General features: G+C 73.9%; 16 protein-coding genes. 13 read left to right on the top strand and 3 right to left on the bottom strand.

Annotated features, from left to right (window positions below):
• Positions 1-3: 3 nt before the first annotated feature.
• From ACZ4SV_RS22825 to holA, 3 genes are all read left to right on the top strand, one after another.
• Positions 4-885, top strand: coding sequence for a YceI family protein (locus tag ACZ4SV_RS22825; protein ID WP_468006172.1), 882 nt, complete (start codon positions 4-6; stop codon positions 883-885).
• A gap of 71 nt (positions 886-956) precedes the next feature.
• Positions 957-1,202: a hypothetical protein gene (locus tag ACZ4SV_RS22820; RefSeq protein ID WP_365875149.1), complete on the top strand. Its 246-nt coding sequence runs from the start codon at positions 957-959 to the stop codon at positions 1,200-1,202.
• A 90-nt stretch (positions 1,203-1,292) separates the two neighbouring features.
• Entirely contained in the window at positions 1,293-2,282 is a 990-nt protein-coding gene (holA, locus tag ACZ4SV_RS22815; protein ID WP_365875151.1) for a DNA polymerase III subunit delta, read from the top strand.
• A 901-nt stretch (positions 2,283-3,183) separates the two neighbouring features.
• Here holA and rpsT read toward each other — a convergent pair.
• Positions 3,184-3,444 carry a 30S ribosomal protein S20 gene (gene rpsT, locus ACZ4SV_RS22810; RefSeq protein ID WP_365875152.1) on the bottom strand — a complete coding sequence of 87 codons (261 nt, stop codon included), beginning with the start codon at positions 3,442-3,444 and terminating at the stop codon, positions 3,184-3,186.
• 225 nt (positions 3,445-3,669) lie between these two features.
• Here rpsT and lepA point away from each other — a divergent pair, with 225 nt between their 5' ends.
• The 4 genes from lepA (at position 3,670) to hemW (ending at position 10,908) form a co-directional block, all read left to right on the top strand.
• On the top strand, positions 3,670-5,544 hold the full coding sequence (lepA, locus tag ACZ4SV_RS22805) for a translation elongation factor 4 (RefSeq protein WP_365875154.1): 1,875 nt from the start codon (positions 3,670-3,672) through the stop codon (positions 5,542-5,544).
• Between the two features lie 260 nt (positions 5,545-5,804).
• On the top strand, positions 5,805-7,679 hold the full coding sequence (locus ACZ4SV_RS22800; protein ID WP_468006171.1) for an AMP-dependent synthetase/ligase: 1,875 nt from the start codon (positions 5,805-5,807) through the stop codon (positions 7,677-7,679).
• 151 nt (positions 7,680-7,830) lie between these two features.
• Positions 7,831-9,648 carry a SpoIIE family protein phosphatase gene (locus ACZ4SV_RS22795; RefSeq protein ID WP_468006285.1) on the top strand — a complete coding sequence of 606 codons (1,818 nt, stop codon included), beginning with the start codon at positions 7,831-7,833 and terminating at the stop codon, positions 9,646-9,648.
• A 27-nt stretch (positions 9,649-9,675) separates the two neighbouring features.
• Complete coding sequence (gene hemW, locus ACZ4SV_RS22790; RefSeq protein ID WP_468006170.1) at positions 9,676-10,908, top strand: radical SAM family heme chaperone HemW; 1,233 nt, start codon at positions 9,676-9,678, stop codon at positions 10,906-10,908.
• 63 nt (positions 10,909-10,971) lie between these two features.
• Here the strand turns inward: hemW and ACZ4SV_RS22785 are convergent, their stop codons facing one another.
• Positions 10,972-11,838 carry a DUF3097 domain-containing protein gene (locus ACZ4SV_RS22785; RefSeq protein ID WP_468006169.1) on the bottom strand — a complete coding sequence of 289 codons (867 nt, stop codon included), beginning with the start codon at positions 11,836-11,838 and terminating at the stop codon, positions 10,972-10,974.
• Between the two features lie 34 nt (positions 11,839-11,872).
• Positions 11,873-12,595 carry an MBL fold metallo-hydrolase gene (locus tag ACZ4SV_RS22780; RefSeq protein ID WP_468006168.1) on the bottom strand — a complete coding sequence of 241 codons (723 nt, stop codon included), beginning with the start codon at positions 12,593-12,595 and terminating at the stop codon, positions 11,873-11,875.
• Positions 12,596-12,755: 160 nt separating this feature from the next.
• On the opposite strand from ACZ4SV_RS22780, the gene hrcA reads away from it, so the two are divergent.
• The 6 genes from hrcA to ACZ4SV_RS22750 all read left to right on the top strand — a co-directional run bounded on the left by hrcA (position 12,756) and on the right by ACZ4SV_RS22750 (position 20,507).
• Positions 12,756-13,772, top strand: a complete 1,017-nt coding sequence (gene hrcA, locus ACZ4SV_RS22775) for a heat-inducible transcriptional repressor HrcA (RefSeq protein ID WP_365875163.1) — start codon at positions 12,756-12,758, stop codon at positions 13,770-13,772.
• Positions 13,773-14,909 (top strand): molecular chaperone DnaJ, encoded by a 1,137-nt coding sequence (gene dnaJ, locus ACZ4SV_RS22770; protein WP_365875165.1) that lies wholly within the window; start codon positions 13,773-13,775, stop codon positions 14,907-14,909.
• 75 nt (positions 14,910-14,984) lie between these two features.
• A complete protein-coding gene (locus tag ACZ4SV_RS22765; protein ID WP_468006167.1) occupies positions 14,985-16,073 on the top strand; it encodes a nitronate monooxygenase in 1,089 nt (362 codons plus the stop codon).
• Positions 16,070-16,810 carry a 16S rRNA (uracil(1498)-N(3))-methyltransferase gene (locus ACZ4SV_RS22760; protein WP_468006166.1) on the top strand — a complete coding sequence of 247 codons (741 nt, stop codon included), beginning with the start codon at positions 16,070-16,072 and terminating at the stop codon, positions 16,808-16,810. The genes ACZ4SV_RS22765 and ACZ4SV_RS22760 overlap by 4 nt, the downstream gene beginning before the upstream one ends.
• A gap of 17 nt (positions 16,811-16,827) precedes the next feature.
• Positions 16,828-17,220, top strand: coding sequence for a VOC family protein (locus tag ACZ4SV_RS22755; protein WP_468006165.1), 393 nt, complete (start codon positions 16,828-16,830; stop codon positions 17,218-17,220).
• Between the two features lie 56 nt (positions 17,221-17,276).
• Positions 17,277-20,507, top strand: coding sequence for a S41 family peptidase (locus ACZ4SV_RS22750; protein WP_468006164.1), 3,231 nt, complete (start codon positions 17,277-17,279; stop codon positions 20,505-20,507).
• The last annotated feature ends 55 nt before the right edge of the window (positions 20,508-20,562 follow it).

Genomic DNA, 20,562 nt, shown 5'->3' with positions numbered 1-20,562 from the left:
TTGATGTTCGGCCGTTGGCTGGGTGACCGAGCGAACCGCGGGCAACGGACGGGCCCCCTGGCGGCGTTGCGCACACCACCGGGTGCCGGGGTGCTCAGCGGCCGGGTGGTCGACCCGGTCGACGAGCCGGTGCACGGCGCGGAGCTGACGGTCAGTGACTCCCTGGGCCGCCGGGTGGTGTCCGGCGGGACGGACCCGTACGGGCTGTTCGTGGCCACGCTGCCGGCGGGGGAGTACCGGATCGCGGTGGGGGCGGAGGGGTACGCGCCGTACCGGGCCACCGCGCTGGTCGGCGAGAACTCCCTCGCCTCGCTGGGCGATGTGATCCTTCAGGTGGCCCAGCCGCCGGCCCCGCCCGCGCCGGGCGACTGGGACGTGGAACCCGCGCACTCCTCGATCGCCTTCACCGCGCGGCACATCGGACTCGCCCTGGTCCACGGGCGGTTCAACTCCTTCGCCGGCGTCGTGCGGATCGCCGAGCGGATGGAACAGTCGGCGATGCACGTCGTGATCGACGCGGCGTCCATCGACACGAGGGTCCGGATGCGCGACGACCACCTGCGGTCGGCGGACTTCCTGGACGTGGGGCGGTTCCCGACGCTGGAGTTCTACAGCGACCGGTTCGTGCACAGGGGTGGCAGCCGGTGGGCGGTCACCGGGGCGCTGTCGCTGCACGGCGTGACCCGCACGGTCACGCTCGACACCGAGTACCTCGGACTCGGCAACGGCATGGAGGGCGAGACGCGGGCCGCCTGCCGGGCCACCACCGAGCTGCACCGCGACGACTTCACGGTGAGCTGGCAGTCGATGCTGGCCCGGGGCATCGCGGTGGTCGGACCGAGCATCCGCGTCGACCTGGACGTCCAGATCGTGCCGAAGAACTGACCCCCGCGGAACCCGGCACACCCGTCCTGCCCCGGGCCGGCCGGCTCGCAGCCGTACCGGAGAATGGGGCGGTGAGCGATGTGAGACACGTGCTGGTGCTGCCCGACCGCGACGCCGCGGAGGAGGCGGCCGAGGCGCTCGGGCAGCGGTTCGGGATCGACGAGGAGCCCCGGCTGGTCCGGGACGCGCTGGCCGGCGAGGACGACGCCGAGGACGCCCAGTGGCTCGTGGTCCTGCGTGACGAGCGCGAACGGCTGGACCCGGCCGAGCTGGACGCGTTCGCGGGCGAGTGGGACGGCTGGCGCGAGGAGCCCTGAACCGGCACCGGACACACGGGCCCCTGAACCGGCACCGGACGGACGTATGGGCCCCGGCCGCTGTCAGTGCCGCGTGGGATGCTTTAGGCGATGGCCAGGAAAAGTGCGAACGACGACCCTCTCGCCCCGGTGACCCTCGCCGTGGGCCAGGAGGACCTCCTGCTCGACCGTGCCGTGCGGGAGGTGGTGGCCGCCGCCAAGGCCGCCGACGCCGACACGGACGTGCGTGACCTCACCCCGGACCAGCTCCAGCCCGGCACGCTCGCCGAGCTGACCAGCCCCTCGCTCTTCGCGGAGCGCAAGGTCGTGGTCGTGCGCAACGCGCAGGATCTTTCCGCCGACACGGTCAAGGACGTGAAGGCGTACCTCGGCTCGCCCGCGGAGGAGATCACGCTCGTGCTGCTGCACGCCGGTGGCGCCAAGGGCAAGGGACTGCTGGACGCCGCGCGCAAAGCGGGCGCGCGGGAGGTGGCCTGCCCGAAGATGACCAAGCCTGCGGACCGGCTGGCCTTCGTGCGCGGCGAGTTCCGCACCCTCGGACGGTCGGCCGCGCCCGAGGCGTGCCAGGCGCTCTGCGACGCCATCGGGAGCGATCTGCGGGAGCTGGCCTCGGCGGTGTCGCAGTTGGTCGCCGACGTGGAAGGCACGATCGACGAGGCCGTCGTCGGGCGGTACTACACGGGGCGCGCCGAGGCGTCCAGCTTCACGGTCGCCGACCGGGCCGTGGAGGGGCGTACGGCGGAGGCGCTGGAGGCGCTGAGATGGTCGCTGGCGACGGGCGTGGCGCCGGTGCTGATCACCAGCGCGCTGGCGCAGGGCGTCCGGGCGATCGGCAAGCTGTCCTCGGCCCGGGGCGGCCGGCCGGCCGATCTGGCGCGTGAGCTGGGCATGCCGCCGTGGAAGATCGACCGGGTGCGCCAGCAGATGCGGGGCTGGACGCCGGACGGGGTCTCGGTGGCGCTCCGTGCGGTCGCGGAGGCCGACGCGGGCGTGAAGGGCGGCGGCGACGACCCCGAGTACGCGCTGGAGAAGGCGGTCGTGGTGATCGCCCGGGCCGCAAGATCCCGAGGCCGCGGCTGACCGTCCCACGATCCCCCGGAGACGCGCCCGCGGTCCGGGCCCGCGCTGCCGGGTGCCGGGGTGGCCGAGTCCACGGTGCCGCGGAGGCAGGCCCGCGATTCGGGGCCCCGCTGCCGAGGTGGCAGGCCCGCGGTGCCAGGAGGTGCGCCCACGGTGCCGCAGAGATAGCCCCGCGGTGCCGCGAAGGCCGGCCCGCGGTCCGGGGAGGTAGGCCCGCGACGCCGCGAAGGTAGGCCCACGATCCCCCGGAGACGCGCCCGCGATCCGGGCCCGCGCTGCCGGGTGCCGGGCTGGCCAGGCCCCCGGTGCCAGGAGGTGCGCCCACGGTGCCGCAGAGATAGCCCCGCGGTGCCGCGAAGGCCGGCCCGCGGTCCGGGGAGGTAGGCCCGCGACGCCGCGAAGGTAGGCCCACGATCCCCCGGAGACGCGCCCGCGATCCGGGACCCGCGCTGCCGGGTGCCGGCTGGCCGGGTCCGCGGTGCTGCGGAGGTAGGCCCACGGCCCGGGCAGGCAGGCCCCCGGTGCCGCGAAGGCAGGCCCGCGACGCCGCGGAGACAGGCCCGCCGTCCGGGCAGGCAGGCCCGCGACGCCGCGGAGGCAGGCCCGCCGTCCGGGCAGGCAGGCCCGCGACGCCGCGGAGACAGGTCCGCCGTCCGGATGGGCAGGCCCCCGCTGCCGCCAAGATGAAACCGCGCTGCCGGGCAGGTGCGGCGGCATGCCGAAGGCCCCGGCATCCGTCTTGGGGAAGAACGGGGCGCCGGGGCCGTCGGATGAAACCGTTGAGCCCGTTCCCGCGTGGCGAACGCAGGCCGCGAACAGGCTCGTTGTGCCGGACGGGAGCGGATGAGAGAGGGCCCGCTCTGGGTCCCTCCGGCGATCAGATCAAAAGGGAGGTTCGGCCCTAGAGGGACGTGACCTTGGAAGCAAGCGCCGACTTCTTGTTGGCGGCCTGGTTCTTGTGGATGACACCCTTCGAGACGGCCTTGTCGAGCGCACGCGCGGCAGCGCGCTGCAGCTCGGTGGCCTTCTCGGTGTCACCCGCGGCAGCGGCCTCGCGAGCCTTGCGGATCGCGGTCTTCAGGGAGGACTTGACGGCCTTGTTGCGCAGCCGGGCCTTCTCGTTGGTCTTGTTCCGCTTGATCTGGGACTTGATGTTCGCCACGAAGGAGCCTTTTCAGGTTCAGGCACGGGGCCGCACGGGTCCCGTACCGATGATCCGAACTGATGAGTCGCGCCTCGCGCTGAGAGGGCATGAGGCGCAGCCATCTACAGTACCAGTGGCGCTCCGGACGGCCCAAAACGGCCCCCGGTCCCTGCCCGTGGGACCATGGAGACTACGTAACGATCCGACCCGAGGCATAAGGCGCCTCAAGAGACAGGACCCTGCGTGCCCGCGACCCCTAACCATGTGCCCGAGCCGAGCCGTACCGACCCGGCTCTGATCCGCAACTTCTGCATCATCGCGCACATCGACCACGGCAAGTCCACGCTCGCCGACCGGATGCTCCAGCTGACCGGTGTGGTCGAGCAGCGGCAGATGCGTGCTCAGTACCTCGACCGGATGGACATCGAGCGCGAGCGCGGCATCACGATCAAGTCCCAGGCGGTGCGTCTGCCCTGGGCCCCCACCGAGGGCCCCGACCAGGGCACGACCCACATCCTCAACATGATCGACACCCCGGGGCACGTCGACTTCACCTACGAGGTCTCGCGGTCGCTGGCCGCCTGCGAGGGAACCATCCTCCTCGTCGACGCCGCCCAGGGCATCGAGGCGCAGACCCTCGCCAACCTGTACCTGGCGATGGAGAACGACCTCACGATCATCCCGGTGCTGAACAAGATCGACCTGCCGGCCGCGCAGCCGGAGAAGTTCGCCGAGGAGCTGGCGAACCTGGTCGGCTGCGACCCGGAGGACGTGCTCAAGGTCTCGGCGAAGACCGGTCTCGGCGTGGACGCGCTGCTGAACAAGGCCGTCAAGGAGATCCCGGCGCCGGTCGGGGTCGCCGACGCCCCCGCCCGCGCGATGATCTTCGACTCGGTCTACGACTCGTACCGCGGTGTCGTGACGTACGTCCGTGTCATCGACGGCCAGCTCAACCGGCGCGAGCGCATCCGGATGATGTCGACCGGCGCCACCCACGAGCTGCTGGAGATCGGCGTCAGCTCGCCCGAGATGCTGCCGGCCGACGGTCTCGGCGTCGGTGAGGTGGGGTACCTCATCACCGGCGTGAAGGACGTCCGCCAGTCCAAGGTCGGCGACACCGTCACCAGCCAGCACAAGGGCGCGACCGAGGCGCTCGGCGGGTACAAGGACCCGAAGCCGATGGTCTTCTCCGGTCTGTATCCGCTGGACGGCTCGGACTACCCCGAGCTGCGCGAGGCGCTGGACAAGCTCCAGCTCAACGACGCCGCGCTGGTGTACGAGCCGGAGACCTCCGCCGCGCTCGGCTTCGGCTTCCGCGTCGGCTTCCTCGGCCTGCTGCACCTGGACGTGATCCGGGAGCGGCTGGAGCGCGAGTTCGGTCTCGACCTGATCGCCACCGCCCCGAACGTGGTCTACCGCGTGATCTTGGAGGACGGCAGCGAGGTCACCGTCACCAACCCGAGCGAGTTCCCCGAGGGGAAGATCGACGAGGTCTTCGAGCCGGTCGTGCGGGCGACGATCCTGGCGCCCACCGAGTTCATCGGCGCGATCATGGAGCTGTGCCAGACCCGGCGCGGCACGCTGCTCGGCATGGACTACCTCTCCGAGGACCGGGTGGAGATCCGCTACACCCTGCCGCTCGCGGAGATCGTCTTCGACTTCTTCGACCAGCTGAAGTCCAAGACCCGCGGCTACGCCTCGCTGGACTACGAGACCACGGGCGAGCAGAGCAGCTCCCTGGTCAAGGTGGACATCCTGCTGCACGGCGACAAGGTGGACGCCTTCTCGGCGATCACCCACAAGGACCAGGCGTACGCGTACGGCGTGCGGCTCGTCGCCCGGCTCAAGGAGCTGATCCCGCGGCAGAACTTCGAGGTGCCGGTGCAGGCCGCCGTCGGCTCCCGGGTCATCGCCCGCGAGACCATCCGCGCCATCCGCAAGGACGTCCTCGCCAAGTGCTACGGCGGTGACATCTCGCGCAAGCGGAAGCTGCTGGAGAAGCAGAAGGAAGGCAAGAAGCGGATGAAGATGGTGGGTTCCGTGGAGGTTCCGCAGGAAGCCTTCATCGCCGTCCTGTCCAGCGATGACAGCGCGGGGTCGACCAAGAGCAAGAAGTAACCGGGGGTAGCGGTCGGTCACGACGGCAAACCGGGCATGCGGGGGCCCGCCGTGCGAAAGCGCGGCGGGCCCCCGCGCGTCCCGGGCACCGCCGTGCGGGGAAAGTGACAGGCCGGTGCCCCTTACGCAGCGGGCGGTCGCGCCTTACCCTGATGCCTGCTCGCTAGTTACTGGTGAGTTAAACAACGATCCGCACCCCCACAGTGAGTCAACCAGCCGCACCGAGTCAGCCGCACCGTCGCGGGCCCCCGGAGGATGTCGTGAGCGACACACAGATTCTGATCGAGAACCGTCCGCCGTCCGTGGCGGCCCTCTTCCTGGAGCGCGTGGCGTCCACACCGGACGCGGAGGCCTACCGCTACCCGGTCCCGCCCGCCGCGGGCCAGGGCCCCGACGACTGGGCGTCGCTCAGTTGGGCGCAGGCGGCCGACCGGGTGTACGCGATCGCGGCCGGGCTCATCGAGCTGGGCATCGAGGCCGAGCAGCGGGTGGCGCTCGCCTCCTCCACCCGGGTCGAGTGGATCCTCGCCGACCTGGCCATCATGTGCGCCGGCGGCGCCACCACCACGGTCTATCCGCAGACCAACGCCGACGAGTCCGCGTTCATCCTCTCCGACTCCGAGAGCCGGGTGCTGATCGCCGAGGACGCGGCCCAGCTCGCCAAGGCCGTGGAGAAGCGCGCCGAGCTGCCCGCCCTGGCCAAGGTCGTGGTGATCGACCCGGCCGGGGTGGAGACGGGCGACTGGGTGACCACCCTCGCCGAGCTGGAGGAGCGCGGCACCGCCTATCTGGAGCAGCACCCGCAGCTCATCAAGGAGCGGGTCGGCGCGATCACCAGGGACCAGCTCGCCACCCTGATCTACACCTCGGGCACCACCGGCCGCCCCAAGGGCGTGCGCCTGCCGCACGACAACTGGGCGTACATGGCCAAGGCCATCGCGGCGACCGGCCTGATCACCATGGACGACACGCAGTACCTGTGGCTGCCGCTCGCGCACGTCTTCGGCAAGGTGCTCACCTCCGGCCAGATCGAGGTCGGGCACGTCACCGCCGTGGACGGCCGCGTCGACAAGATCATCGAGAATCTGCCGGTGGTGCGGCCGACGTACATGGCGGCCGTGCCGCGCATCTTCGAGAAGGTCTACAACGGCGTCGCGGCCAAGGCCCGCGAGGGCGGCGCGGCCAAGTACCGGATCTTCCAGTGGGCCGCCGAGGTCGCCCGCGAGTACGCCAAGGTCACCCAGGACAACTTCCGCCGCACCGGCACCGCCTCGGCGCCCTTCGGGCTCGCCGCCCGGCACAAGGCCGCCGACGCCCTCGTCTACGGCAAGCTGCGCGAGGCGTTCGGCGGCCGGCTGCGCGCCTGTGTCTCCGGCGCCTCCGCGCTCTCGCCCGAGATCGGCTACTTCTTCGCCGGCGCCGGCATCCACATCCTGGAGGGCTACGGCCTCACCGAGACCTCCGCGGCCTCCTTCGTCAACCCGGGCGAGGCCTACCGCACCGGCACGGTCGGCAAGCCGCTGCCCGGCACCGAGGTCCGCATCGCCGGCGACGGCGAGATCCTGCTGCGCGGCCCCGGCATCATGCAGGGCTACCACCAGCAGCCCCAGAAGACCGCCGAGGTGCTGGAGTCCGACGGCTGGTTCCACACCGGCGACATCGGGGAGCTGTCGCCCGACGGCTATCTGCGCATCACCGACCGCAAGAAGGACCTCATCAAGACCTCCGGCGGCAAGTACGTCGCCCCGGCCGAGGTCGAGGGCCAGTTCAAGGCGGTGTGCCCGTACGTGTCCAACATCCTCGTGCACGGCGCCGACCGGAACTACTGCACGGCCCTGATCGCCCTGGACGAGAGCGCAATCCGGGAGTGGGCGAAGGACAACGGCCTGGCGGGCCGGCCGTACGCCGAGATCGTCGCCGCGCCGCAGACGGTGGAGCTGGTCGACGGGTACGTGCGGCAGCTCAACGCCGGTCTCCAGCGCTGGCAGACCATCAAGAAGTTCCGGCTGCTGCCGCGCGACCTCGACGTGGAGCACGGCGAGATCACGCCGAGCCTGAAACTGAAGCGGCCGGTGGTGGAGCGGGAGTACCGGAACCTCATCGAGGAGATGTACGCCGGGACCCGGGAGCAGTAGCCCTCAGGGAGCGGCCGGTCCGTTGTGCGGCCCGAGGCGGCCCCCGGTGCCCCTCAGCCGCTCACCGGCGCTCAAAAGCCGCCGTCTTCTGTCCACTTCGGTAACTGCCCGCTTATAGGCGCCCCCGGTCTGTCACCCTGGCCGCATGGACATGGCGGCCATACCGACGCAGCGGGAGAACGGCTCCCCGCCCGGCCAGGTGCGGGGCCGGGCCACGCTGCCCGGCAGCCCTCTCGCCCCCGGCTCGGCCCGCGCGCTGGTGCGGGCCGCGCTGGACCACGCGCCCGGCGTCTCCCCGCGGCTGGCCGACGACGCCATGGCCGTGGTGAGCGAGCTGGTCACCAACGCCGTCGTGCACGCCGGCACCGAGGTGCGGGTCGACTGGCTGCTGGAGGACGGCGGCGCGTTCGTGATCGAGGTGCGCGACCGGCACCCGTCCCGCGCGCCCCGGGACGCGTCGGCGGGCGAGGGGCCGTACGACACGGCCGAGTACGGGCGCGGCCTGCGCCTGGTCGCCACGCTCGCCGAGTCCTGGGGCGTCACCTACCGCGCCGGCACCAAGACCGTCTGGGCCCGGCTGCCGCCCGGCGGCAGCGACGCCCTGGACGGACCCGCCCCGGATCCCGCCCTGGAGGTCGCCGGGGACCTCGCCCCGCTGCCGCACCGCGCCGAGGGTGACCGGGACTGGCTCGGCCGGGGCGCCCTGTCCTTCCTCGCCGAGGCCTCCGACCTGCTCGCCGGACAGCTCGACGAGAACCTGGTCGCCGCGCTCACCGGCCAGCTCATCGTGCCCCGGCTCGCCGACTGGTGCGCGGTCTGGCTGGAGGACGAGGCGTCCGTGCGCGGCGGCGTCTGCGACGGCCCCGCCCGGGTCTGGCACGCCAGCGAGGCCCGCATCGAGGAACTGCGGTGCGCCCTGGAGAAGGAGCCGCCGCGGCCGCCGGACGGAGCGCGCTCCGGTCCCGAGCCCTACCCCTGGCCCGGCCACGCGCTCGGCCCGCACGGCGCCCAGGGCACGGCCCTGTCGTACCGGCTGGTCGCGGGCGGCCGGCCGCTCGGCACGCTGATCATCGGCCGGTGCGGGCCCGCGGGCTTCCCCGAGGAGATCACCGGCCTGGTGGAGGACCTCAGCCGGCGGGTGGCCCTCGCCATCGGCGCGGCCCGCCAGTACGCCCGCCAGGCCACCATCAGCGCCGTCCTGCAGCGCGGCCTGCTGCCCGGCGCGGTCGCCGAGATCCCGGGCGTGAGCAGCGCGCTCGTCTACGAGCCCTGCGACAAGGGCGGCCCCAGCGGCGACTTCTACGACCTGTTCCCGGCGGGCGACGGACGCTGGTGCTTCGCCGTGGGCGACGTCCAGGGCAAGGGCCCGGAGGCGGCCGTCGTGATCGGCCTGGCCCGCCCCTGGCTGCGCCTGCTGGCCCGCGAGGGGTACGGCGTCGCGGACGTCCTGGACCGCCTCAACCAGCTCCTGCTGGACGACGCCACCGAGGCCGCCGACGCCGCCGCCCGCGCCCTGGTCACCGCCGGCGGCCGGCCGGCCTTCGGGGACGGCCCGCAGACCCGCTTCCTGTCCCTGCTCTACGGCGAGCTGACCCCGCACGACGGCGGCGTGCGCTGCACCCTCGCCTCCGCCGGCCACCCGCTGCCGCTGGTCCTCGGCCCGGACGGAAGCGTGCGCACCGCGGCCCGTCCGCAGACCCTCCTCGGCGTCGTGGAGGACGAGACGTACACCAGCGAGACGCTGGAGCTGCGGTCCGGCGACAGCCTGCTGTGCGTCACCGACGGCGTGACCGAGCGGCGCTCCGGCTCCCGCCAGTTCGACGACGGCGACGGCCTCGCGCACGCCCTGGCCGGCTGCGTCGGGCTCAGCGCCGAGCGGATCGCGGAACGGATCAGCCGTCTGGTGCACGACTTCGGCGGCGGCCTGCCCGAGGACGATCTCGCCCTGCTGGTGCTCCAGGCGGAGTGACGCCCGCGGTGCTGGACAATGGAGGGCATGCCTTCCGCACTCCCCGACGGCGAGCCCGTCCCCGCCGACGGCGCGCTGCCCGCGTACGCGCTCGCCGGGGCCGCCGCCCGCCCGCTCGGCTTCTACCTGCACGTGCCGTACTGCGCGACCCGCTGCGGCTACTGCGACTTCAACACCTACACCGCCACCGAGCTGCGCGGCACGGGCGGGGTGCTCGCCTCCCGGGACAACTACGCGGACACCCTCGCCGACGAGGTGCGGCTGGCGCGGAAGGTGCTGGGCGACGACCCGCGCCCGGTCCGCACGGTCTTCGTCGGCGGCGGCACGCCCACGCTGCTGGCCGCCGGTGACCTCGTACGGATGCTGGACGTGGTCCGCGAGGAGTTCGGGCTCGCCCCGGACGCGGAGATCACCACCGAGGCGAACCCGGAGTCGGTGGACCCCGCGTACCTCGCCACGCTGCGGGAGGGCGGCTTCAACCGGATCTCCTTCGGCATGCAGAGCGCCAAGCGGCACGTCCTGGACGTCCTGGACCGCACGCACACGCCCGGCCGGCCCGAGGCGTGCGTGGCGGAGGCGCGCGCGGCCGGCTTCGACCACGTCAACCTGGACCTGATCTACGGCACACCGGGGGAGAGCGACGACGACTGGCGGGCCTCCCTGGACGCGGCGATCGGCGCCGGCCCCGACCACGTCAGCGCCTACGCGCTCATCGTGGAGGAGGGCACCGGGCTCGCCCGTCGCATCCGCCGGGGCGAGATCCCGATGACCGACGATGACGCGCACGCCGACCGCTACCTGATCGCCGAGGAGACGCTGTCCCGGGCGGGCTTCGCGTGGTACGAGGTCTCGAACTGGGCCACCTCCGAGGCGGGCCGCTGCCTGCACAACGAGCTGTACTGGCGGGGCGCCGACTGGTGGGGCGCGGGTCCCGGGGCGCACTCGCACCTGGGCGGTGTGCGCTGGTGGAACGTCAAGCACCCGGGGGCGTACGCGGCGGCCCTCGCCGCCGGCCGCTCCCCGGGCGCCGGCCGGGAACTGCTGTCCGAGGAGGACCGGCGGGTGGAACGCGTCCTGCTGGAGCTGCGGCTGCGCGAGGGCGTCCCGCTGTCCCTGCTGCGGGAGGACGGCCTCGCGGCGTCCCGGCGCGCGCTGGCCGACGGACTGCTCCAGCGGGGCCCGTACGACGAGGGACGGGCCGTCCTCACGCTGCGCGGCCGGCTGCTGGCGGACGCGGTGGTGCGGGACCTGGTGGACTGATCACCCCGGCGGGTGAACCCCGGACGGGTGCCGGACCCCGCCGGTCCGGCACCCGTCCGGACGTCAGGCCCCGCCGCCCGTGACGAAGTCGATCAGCTCCTCCACCCGGCCCAGCAGCTCCGGCTCCAGGTCCTTGTAGGAGGTCACCCGCTTCAGGATCGCCTGCCACACCGCGCCGGTGTTCTCCGCCGGCCAGCCCAGCGCCCGGCACACCCCGGTCTTCCAGTCCTGCCCCTTCGGCACCGCCGGCCAGGCCGGGATGCCCAGCGAGGCCGGTTTCACCGCCTGCCAGACGTCGATGTACGGGTGCCCGACGACCAGCGCGTGGGCGCTGGTCACCGACTCGGCGATCCGCCACTCCTTGGTGCCCGGCACCAGGTGGTCCACGAGGACGCCCAGCCGGGCGCCGGGACCCGGGGCGAAGGACTCCACGATCGCCGGCAGGTCGTCCACGCCCTCCAGATACTCCACGACCACGCCCTCCACGCGCAGGTCGTCGCCCCACACCTTCTCGACCAGCTCGGCGTCGTGCCGGCCCTCCACGTAGATCCGCCCGGCGCGGGCCACGCGCGCGCGGGCCTGCGGGACGGCGACCGAACCGGAGGCCGTACGGGCCGGCCGCGCCGCGCCCGGGGCCGGCCGGACCAGCGTCACCGTCCTGCCCTCCAGCAGGAAGCCGCCCGGCGCGAGCGGGAACACCCGGTGCTTGCCGAAGCGGTCCTCCAGGGTCACCGCGCCCGCCTCGCAGCCGATCACCGCCCCGCAGAACCCGGTGCCGGCCTCCTCCACCACCAGCCCCGCCTCGGCCGGCACCTCCGGCACCGGTGCGGGCTTCTTCCACGGCGGGGTCAGGTCGGCGGAGTACACGCGGGGGCGCGGGCCCCGGGGACCTTCGTCGGCGGGGCGGCGGCGGGAGACGGGTGGGCGCATTCGCCCGACGATAGGAGAAGCGGCGGACCCGTTCTCACGACACGCCGAAACGCGCCGCCAGCTCCTCGCGCTGGCGCCGCACGAACGCCGCGTCCACCACCGCTCCGTGACCGGGCACGTACAGCGCGTCCTCGCCGCCCAGCGCCACCAGCCGGTCCAGGGCGGCCGGCCAGCGCGCCGGGACCGCGTCGGGACCGGCCTGCGGCACGCCGGACTCCTCCACCAGGTCGCCGCAGAACACCACCTCCGGATCGCCCGGCACCAGCACCACGAGGTCGTGCGCCGTGTGCCCCGGGCCCACGTTGGCCAGCAGCGCCTGGCGGCCGTCGCCGAGGTCGAGGGTCCACTCCCCGGAGACCAGGTGGCCGGGCGGCACCAGCGCGTCCACCGCCTCGTCCGCGTCCGCCACCGGCAGGCCGTTGCGCACCGCGTCCAGGTGCAGCCCCGCGCGCTCGTGGGCGAACACGGCGTCCAGGCCCACCGCGCCGTACACCTGCGCCCCGGCGAACGCGGCGGCGCCGAAGACGTGGTCGAAGTGGGGATGGGTGAACGCGAGATGGGTCACACGGCCGCCCGCCAGTTCCTCGGCCCGCGCGCGCAGCCGGGCCCCCTCCGCGAGGCTGGAACCCGCGTCCACGAGCAGCGCCGTCCCCGCGCCCAGGACCAGCCCCGCCGTGCAGTCCCACCCGGGGAGCCTGCACCGGCCCACCCCGGGGGCCAGCCGTTCCCAGCCCAGCTCTTCCCAAGTCACGGTCATACCGGCGACGCTAGCGGTAGGAACCGGTACGGCGGCCCGACCTTGCCCAGTGTGTACCCGACAGCCGTACACTGGGCCGGGGAATGCTGGCACTCGCGTGGGAGGAGTGCCAGGCGGACGACCCGAACGGACGAGGGGACGACGTGCTGGAGGTGCGCGCATGCTGAGTGAACGCAGGCTTCAGGTGCTGCGCGCCATCGTCCAGGACTACGTGGGCACCGAGGAGCCGGTCGGTTCCAAGGCGCTCACCGAGCGGCACAACCTCGGCGTCTCCCCGGCCACCGTCCGCAACGACATGGCGGCCCTGGAGGACGAGGGGTACATCGCGCAGCCGCACACCAGCGCGGGGCGCATCCCCACCGACAAGGGCTACCGGCTGTTCGTGGACAAGCTGGCGGGCGTCAAGCCGATGACCGCGCCCGAGCGGCGGGCGATCCAGAACTTCCTGGAGGGCGCCGTCGACCTCGACGACGTCGTGGCCCGGACGGTGCGGCTGCTCGCGCAGCTCACCCGGCAGGTCGCCGTCGTGCAGTACCCCTCGCTGACCCGGTCCACGGTCCGGCACGTGGAGCTGCTCTCGCTGGCTCCCGCCCGGGTGATGCTCGTGCTGATCACGGACACCGGCCGGGTCGAGCAGCGTATGGTCGACTGCCCGGCGCCGTTCGGCGAGGGTTCGCTGGCGGATCTGCGGGCGCGGCTGAACAGCAGGGTCGCGGGCCGCCGGTTCGCCGATGTGCCCAAGCTGGTCGAGGACCTGCCGGAGGCCTTCGATCCGGAGGACCGCGGTACGGTCTCCACGGTGCTCTCCACTCTGCTGGAGACACTGGTCGAGGAGAACGAGGAGCGGCTCATGATCGGCGGCACCGCCAACCTGACCCGCTTCGGGCACGATTTCCCCCTCACGATCCGGCCGGTGCTGGAGGCGCTGGAGGAGCAGGTCGTGCTCCTCAAGCTGCTCGGCGAGGCCAAGGACCCGGGCGTGACCGTGCGCATCGGCCACGAGAACGCCCACGAGGGACTCAACTCCACCTCCGTCGTGTCGGTCGGCTACGGTTCGGGCGGCGAGGCGGTTGCCAAGCTCGGCGTGGTCGGACCGACCCGCATGGACTACCCGGGAACGATGGGAGCGGTACGCGCAGTGGCACGGTACGTCGGACAGATCCTGGCGGAGTCGTAAGTGGCCACGGACTACTACGCCGTTCTCGGCGTGCGCCGCGACGCGTCGCAGGATGAGATCAAGAAGGCGTTCCGGAGGCTCGCGCGCGAGCTGCACCCGGACGTCAACCCCGATCCGAAGACCCAGGAGCGGTTCAAGGAGATCAACGCCGCTTACGAGGTGCTGTCGGACCCGCAGAAGAAGCAGGTCTACGACCTCGGCGGCGACCCGCTCTCGCAGTCCGGCGGCGCCGGCGCGGGCGGCTTCGGGGCCGGCGGCTTCGGCAACTTCTCCGACATCATGGACGCGTTCTTCGGCACGGCGTCGCAGCGCGGGCCGCGCTCGCGCACCCGGCGCGGCCAGGACGCGATGATCCGGATCGAGGTCGAGCTGGACGAGGCGGCCTTCGGGACGACCAAGGACATCCAGGTCGACACCGCCGTCGTCTGCAACACCTGCAACGGCGAGGGCGCGGCCCCGGGCACGTCCGCGCAGACGTGTGACATGTGCCGCGGCCGGGGCGAGGTCTCCCAGGTCACCCGGTCCTTCCTGGGCCAGGTCATGACCTCCCGGCCGTGCCCGCAGTGCCAGGGCTTCGGCACGGTCGTGCCGACCCCGTGCCCGGAGTGCGCCGGCGACGGCCGGGTCCGCTCCCGCCGCACGCTGACCGTGAAGATCCCGGCCGGCGTCGACAACGGCACGCGGATCCAGCTCGCCGGCGAGGGCGAGGTCGGCCCCGGCGGCGGCCCGGCCGGTGACCTGTACGTCGAGATCCACGAGCTGCCGCACTCCACCTTCCAGCGGCGCGGCGACGACCTGCACTGCACGGTCACCATCCCGATGACGGCCGCGGCGCTCGGCACCAAGGTCCCGCTGGAGACCCTGGACGGCATGGAGGAGGTCGACATCCGGCCCGGCACCCAGTCCGGCCAGTCGATCCCGCTGCACGACCGCGGGGTCACGCACCTGCGCGGCGGCGGCCGGGGCGACCTGATCGTGCACGTCGAGGTGCAGACGCCGACCAAGCTGGACCCGGAGCAGGAGCGCCTGCTGCGGGAGCTGTCCAAGCTGCGCGGCGAGGAGCGGCCCTTGGGCCAGTTCCAGCCCGGTCAGCAGGGCCTGTTCTCCCGGCTGAAGGACGCGTTCAACGGACGCTGAGACGCGGCGGCCCCCGGCGCCGGCCGGGGGCCGCCCCGATTCGGACTTGTTCGACGGACGTGACACCATGCGGTCATGTCCTCCGCGCTGACCGATCTGTTCCCCCTCCCGATCGTGCAGGCCCCCATGGCGGGCGGTGTCTCCGTCCCGCGGCTCGCCGCCGCTGTCTCCGAGGCCGGGGGCCTCGGCTTCCTCGCCGCCGGGTACAAGACCGCCGACGGGATGTACCAGGAGATCAAGCAGCTGCGCGGGCTGACCGGCCGGCCCTTCGGCGTCAACGTCTTCATGCCGCAGCCGGAACTCGCCGAGTCCGGGGCCGTCGAGGTCTACTCCCAGCAGCTCGCCGGCGAGGCCGCCTGGTACGACACCGAGCTGGGCGACCCGGACGGCGGCCGGGACGACGGCTACGACGCCAAGCTGGCCGTCCTGCTGGACAACCCGGTGCCCGTGGTCTCCTTCCACTTCGGCGTGCCCGCCCGGGAGGTCCTGGACCGGCTGCGCCGGGCCGGCACCCTCACCCTGGTCACCGCCACCACCGCGGAGGAGGCCCGCGCGGTGGAGCGGGCCGGGGCGGACGCGGTCATCGCGCAGGGCGTGGAGGCCGGCGGCCACCAGGGCACCCACCGGGACGTCCCGGAGAACGACGGCACCGGCATCGGCCTGCTGTCGCTGGTCGCCCAGGTCCGGGAGGCCGTGAGCATCCCGGTCGTCGCTGCCGGCGGCATCATGCGCGGCGGCCAGATCGCCGCCGTCCTCGCGGCGGGCGCGAGCGCGGCCCAGCTCGGCACCGCCTTCCTCGCCACCCCCGAGTCCGGCGCCTCCGACCCGCACAAACAGGCCCTGACCAACCCGCTGTTCGTCCGCACCGAGCTGACCCGCGCCTTCACCGGCCGCCCGGCCCGCGGGCTGGTCAACCGCTTCCTGCGCGAGCACGGCCCCTACGCCCCGGCCGCCTACCCGGAGGTCCACCACCTCACCTCGCCGCTGCGCAAGGCCGCCGCCAAGGCCGGGGACGCGCAGGGCATGGCGCTGTGGGCGGGCCAGGGCCACCGGATGGCCCGCGAACTGCCGGCCGGACGGCTGGTGGAGGTGCTGGCGGCCGAACTCGCCGAGGCCGGCACGGCCTTGACGGACCTGCCGCGGCCCGGAGGTGACCCGCGATGACCGCCCCCGTCTTCGTCGTCGACCGACTCGACCCGACCGGGCCCGAGTTCGTGCTCGACGGGCCCGAGGGACGGCACGCCGTGTCCGTGAAACGGCTGCGGCCCGGCGAGCCGGTGATCCTCACCGACGGACGCGGCCGCTGGGCCGAGGGCGCCGTCCAGGCCGCCGAGGGCAAGGACCGCCTGGTCGTCACCGGGCTGGAGACCGTCCGCGAGGAGGAACCGGCCAGCCCGCGCATCACCGTCGTCCAGGCCCTGCCCAAGGGCGACCGGGGCGAACTCGCCGTCGAGACCATGACCGAGGTCGGCGTCGACGCCATCGTGCCCTGGCAGGCGTCCCGCTGCGTCACCCAGTGGCGGGGCGAGCGCGGGCTGAAGGCCCTCGCCAAGTGGCGGGCCACCGCCCGCGAGGCCGGCAAGCAGTCCCGCCGGGTCCGCTTCCCCGAGGTGGCGGACGCGGCGACCACGAAGCAGGTCGGCGCGCTGCTGGCCGGCGCGGACTTCGCTGCCGTGCTCCACGAGAGCGGCGACACCCCGCTGGCCACCGCCGAACTGCCCGTCCGGGGCGAGATCGTGCTGGTCGTCGGGCCCGAGGGCGGGGTCTCGCCGGACGAGCTGGCGCTCTTCGCGGAGGCCGGCGCCCGGCCGTATGTGCTCGGACCGACCGTCCTGCGCACCTCCACCGCCGGCACCGCCGCCGCGGCCCTGCTGCTGGGCCGCACCGGCCGCTGGTCCTGACCCGCCCCGGAGGCACCGTGGAACTCGCCCAGGTCCGGCTCCTCGTCACCGACTTCACCGCCTGCTACCGCTTCTACGCCGACGTCCTCGGCCTGAAGCCGCAGTCCGGCGCCGTCGAGGGCCCCTACGAGAAGTTCAGCCCGCACGCCGGCTCCGCCGGGATCGCGCTCCAGGACCGCGCGATGATGGCCGGGGTCCTCGCAGAACTGGGCGACACCGTCACCGGCCACCGGTCCCTGGTGGTCCTGCGCGTCGACGACCTCGACGCCTCCTGCGCGCGGATCACCGCCCGGGGCGCGGCCCTGCTGCGCGGCCCGGCGCCCCTGACCGACCGGATGCGCGTGGCCCACCTCAAGGACCCGGAGGGCAACCTCGTCGAACTCCAGGAGTGGCTGCTGCTGCGCGGCTGACCCGGGTGACCGGAAACCGGGCGCGGGGCGCGCCCGGCGCTGCGTACAGTGACGGGGTGACTCAGGGCGCTCCGACGGGAACCAGTCCCGGCTACCTCCGATTTCCGCACCTGCACGGCGAGTTGGTGGCCTTCGCCGCCGAGGACGACGTGTGGCTCGCGCCGCTGGCCGGCGGCCGCGCCTGGCGGGTCAGCGCCGACAACATGCCGGTGAGCTGGCCCCGCATATCGCCGGACGGACGGCACCTCGCCTGGACCTCCACCCGCGACGGCGCCCCCGAGGTGCACGTCGCCCCGGTCGACGGCGGACCCGCCCGGCGGCTGACGTACTGGGGCAACGGCCGGACCGAGGTGCGGGGCTGGACCCCGGACGGACGGGTGCTCGCGCTCGGCGCGCACGGCCGGCCCAGCTTCCGGCACACCTGGGCGCACGCCGTCCCGCTCGACGGCGGCCCGGCCGAGACCCTGCCCTACGGCCCGGTCGGCGCGGTGGCCTCCGGCCCGGCCACCGTGCTGCTGTCCGCGCCGATGGGCCGCGAGGCCGCCTACTGGAAGCGCTACCGCGGCGGCACCGCGGGCAAGCTGTGGATCGACCGCGGTCCCGGGGACGAGGCGGGCGCCGGGGAGTTCGTCCGGCTGCACGAGGACCTCGACGGGAACATCGAGTGCCCGCTCTGGGCGGGTGACCGCATCGCGTTCCTCTCCGACCACGAGGGCACCGGCGCGCTGTACTCGTCCCTCGCCGACGGCTCCGACCTGCGCCGCCACACCCCACTCGGGGGTTTCTACGCCCGGCACGCGGCCGGTGACGGCACCCGGGTCGTCTACAGCTCGGCCGGCGAACTCTGGCTGCTGGACGACCTGGAGGGCGCCGAGCCGCGCCGGCTGGACGTACGGCTCGGCGGGCCCCGCGTCGACCTGCGGCCGTACCCGGTCAACGCCTCCCGCTGGTTCGGCGAGGCGTCCCCCGACCACACCGCGCGCGGCAGCGCCGTCTGCGTGCGCGGCGGCGTGCACTGGGTCACCCACCGCTCCGGACCCGCCCGCGCCCTGGCCGCCGTGCCCGGTGTCCGCGCCCGGCTGCCGCGCGCCTTCCGCGTCGACGGCGAGGAGTGGGCGGTGTGGGTGACGGACGCCGAGGGCGAGGACGCGCTGGAGTTCGCGCCCGCGACCGGCACCGTGCCCGGCTCCCCGCCGCGCCGGCTCGCCGCCGGACAGCTCGGCCGGGTCCTGGAGCTGGCCATGGCCCCCGACGGCAGCCGGGCCGCGGTCGCCGCGCACGACGGCCGGCTGCTGCTCGTCGAGCGGGAGACCGGCGAGGTCCACGAGGTCGACCGCGGTGACGACGGCGAGGTCTCCGGCCTGGCCTTCTCGCCCGACTCCGCCTGGCTGGCCTGGTCCCACCCCGGCCCGCGCCCGCTCTCCCAGCTACGCATCGCCCACACCACCGACCTGTCGGTGACCGAGGCGACCCCGCTGCGCTTCCAGGACTACGCGCCCGCCTTCACCCTCGACGGCAAGCACCTCGCGTTCCTCTCCCACCGCGCCTTCGACCCGGTCTACGACGAGCACGTCTTCGACCTCGCCTTCGTGGTCGGCGCCCGCCCGCACCTGATCACGCTGGCCGCCACCACGCCCTCGCCGTTCGGCCCGCAGCGCCACGGCCGTCCCTTCGAGACCCCCGACAAGGACGAGACGCCCGACAGCGAGGGCACCCCCGCCACCCGCGTCGACCTCGACGGGCTCGCCGACCGGATCGTGCCGTTCCCGGTGGAGGCCGGCCGCTACTCCGGCCTGCGCGCCGCCAAGGACGGCGTCCTGTGGCTGCGCCATCCGGTGCGGGGCGTCCTCGGCGCCGCCCGCGCCCACCCCGAGGACCCCGGCCCGCACACCGAGCTGGAGCGCTACGACCTCGCCCAGCGCCGCCTGGAGCACCTCGCCTCCGACGCCGACCACTTCGAGGTCAGCGGCGACGGCAAACGCGTCCTGCTGTGGACCGACGGCCGGCTGCGGGTCGTGCCCGGCGACCGCCGCGCCGGCTCCGAGGACGACGACACCCACGTCACCGTCGACCTCGGCCGGGTCCGGCAGACCGTCGACCCGGCCGCCGAGTGGCGGCAGATGTACGACGAGACCGGCCGGCTCATGCGCGACCACTTCTGGCGCCCCGACCTCGGCGGCGTCGACTGGACCGGCGTCCTCGACCGCTACCGCCCGCTGCTCGGCCGCCTCGCCACCCACAGCGACCTGGTCGACCTGCTCTGGGAGGTGCACGGCGAACTCGGCACCTCGCACGCCTACGTCATCCCGCCCGGCGGCACCGGCCGCGCCCGGCAGGGCCTGCTCGGCGCCGACCTGTCCCGGCACCCGGACGGCAGCTGGCGCATCGACCGGATCCTGCCGGCGGAGACCTCCGACCCGGACGCCCGCTCCCCGCTCACCGCGCCCGGTGTCGCGATCCGGCCCGGCGACGCCGTGATCGCGGTCGCCGGCCACCCGGTGGACCCGGTGACGGGCCCCGCCCCGCTGCTCATCGGCACGGCCGGCCGCCCGGTGGAGCTGACCGTCTCCCCGGCCGGCGGCGGCGAGCCCCGGCACACCGTCGTCGTGCCCGTCGCCGACGAGGAGCCGCTGCGCTACCACGCCTGGGTCGCGGACCGCCGCGCCCACGTCCACGCGGCCTCCGACGGCCGCCTCGGCTATCTGCACATCCCCGACATGCAGGCGCCCGGCTGGGCCCAGATCCACCGCGACCTGCGGGTGGAGGTGGCCCGGGAGGGCCTGGTGGTCGACGTCCGGGAGAACCGCGGCGGCCACACCTCCCAGCTCGTGGTCGAGAAGCTGGCCCGCCGGATCATCGGCTGGGACCTGCCGCGCGGCATGCGCCCCACCAGCTACCCGCTCGACGCGCCCCGCGGCCCGGTGGTCGCGGTGGCCAACGAGTTCTCCGGTTCGGACGGCGACATCGTCAACGCGGCGATCAAGACCCTCGGCATCGGCCCGGTCGTCGGCACCCGCACCTGGGGCGGGGTCATCGGCATGGACAGCCGCTACCACCTCGTCGACGGCACCCTGCTCACCCAGCCGAAGTACGCGATGTGGCTGGAGGGCGTCGGCTGGGACATGGAGAACCACGGGGTGGACCCCGACGTGGAGGTCGTCCAGCGCCCGCAGGACTGGGCGGCGGGCCGCGACACCCAGCTCGACGCGGCGGTCGGGCTCGCGCTGGAGGCGCTGGCGCAGCGTCCCGCGCGCACCCCGCCGGGACTGCCGGGACTGCCGGGCTGAGGGGGCGCACCCCTGCCGCTGCGCGCCCGAACGACTACGATGCCCACGGAAATGG

Source organism: Streptomyces sp. NPDC027672, from assembly GCF_055566335.1.
This window is presented reverse-complemented; position numbering and strand designations above follow the sequence as displayed.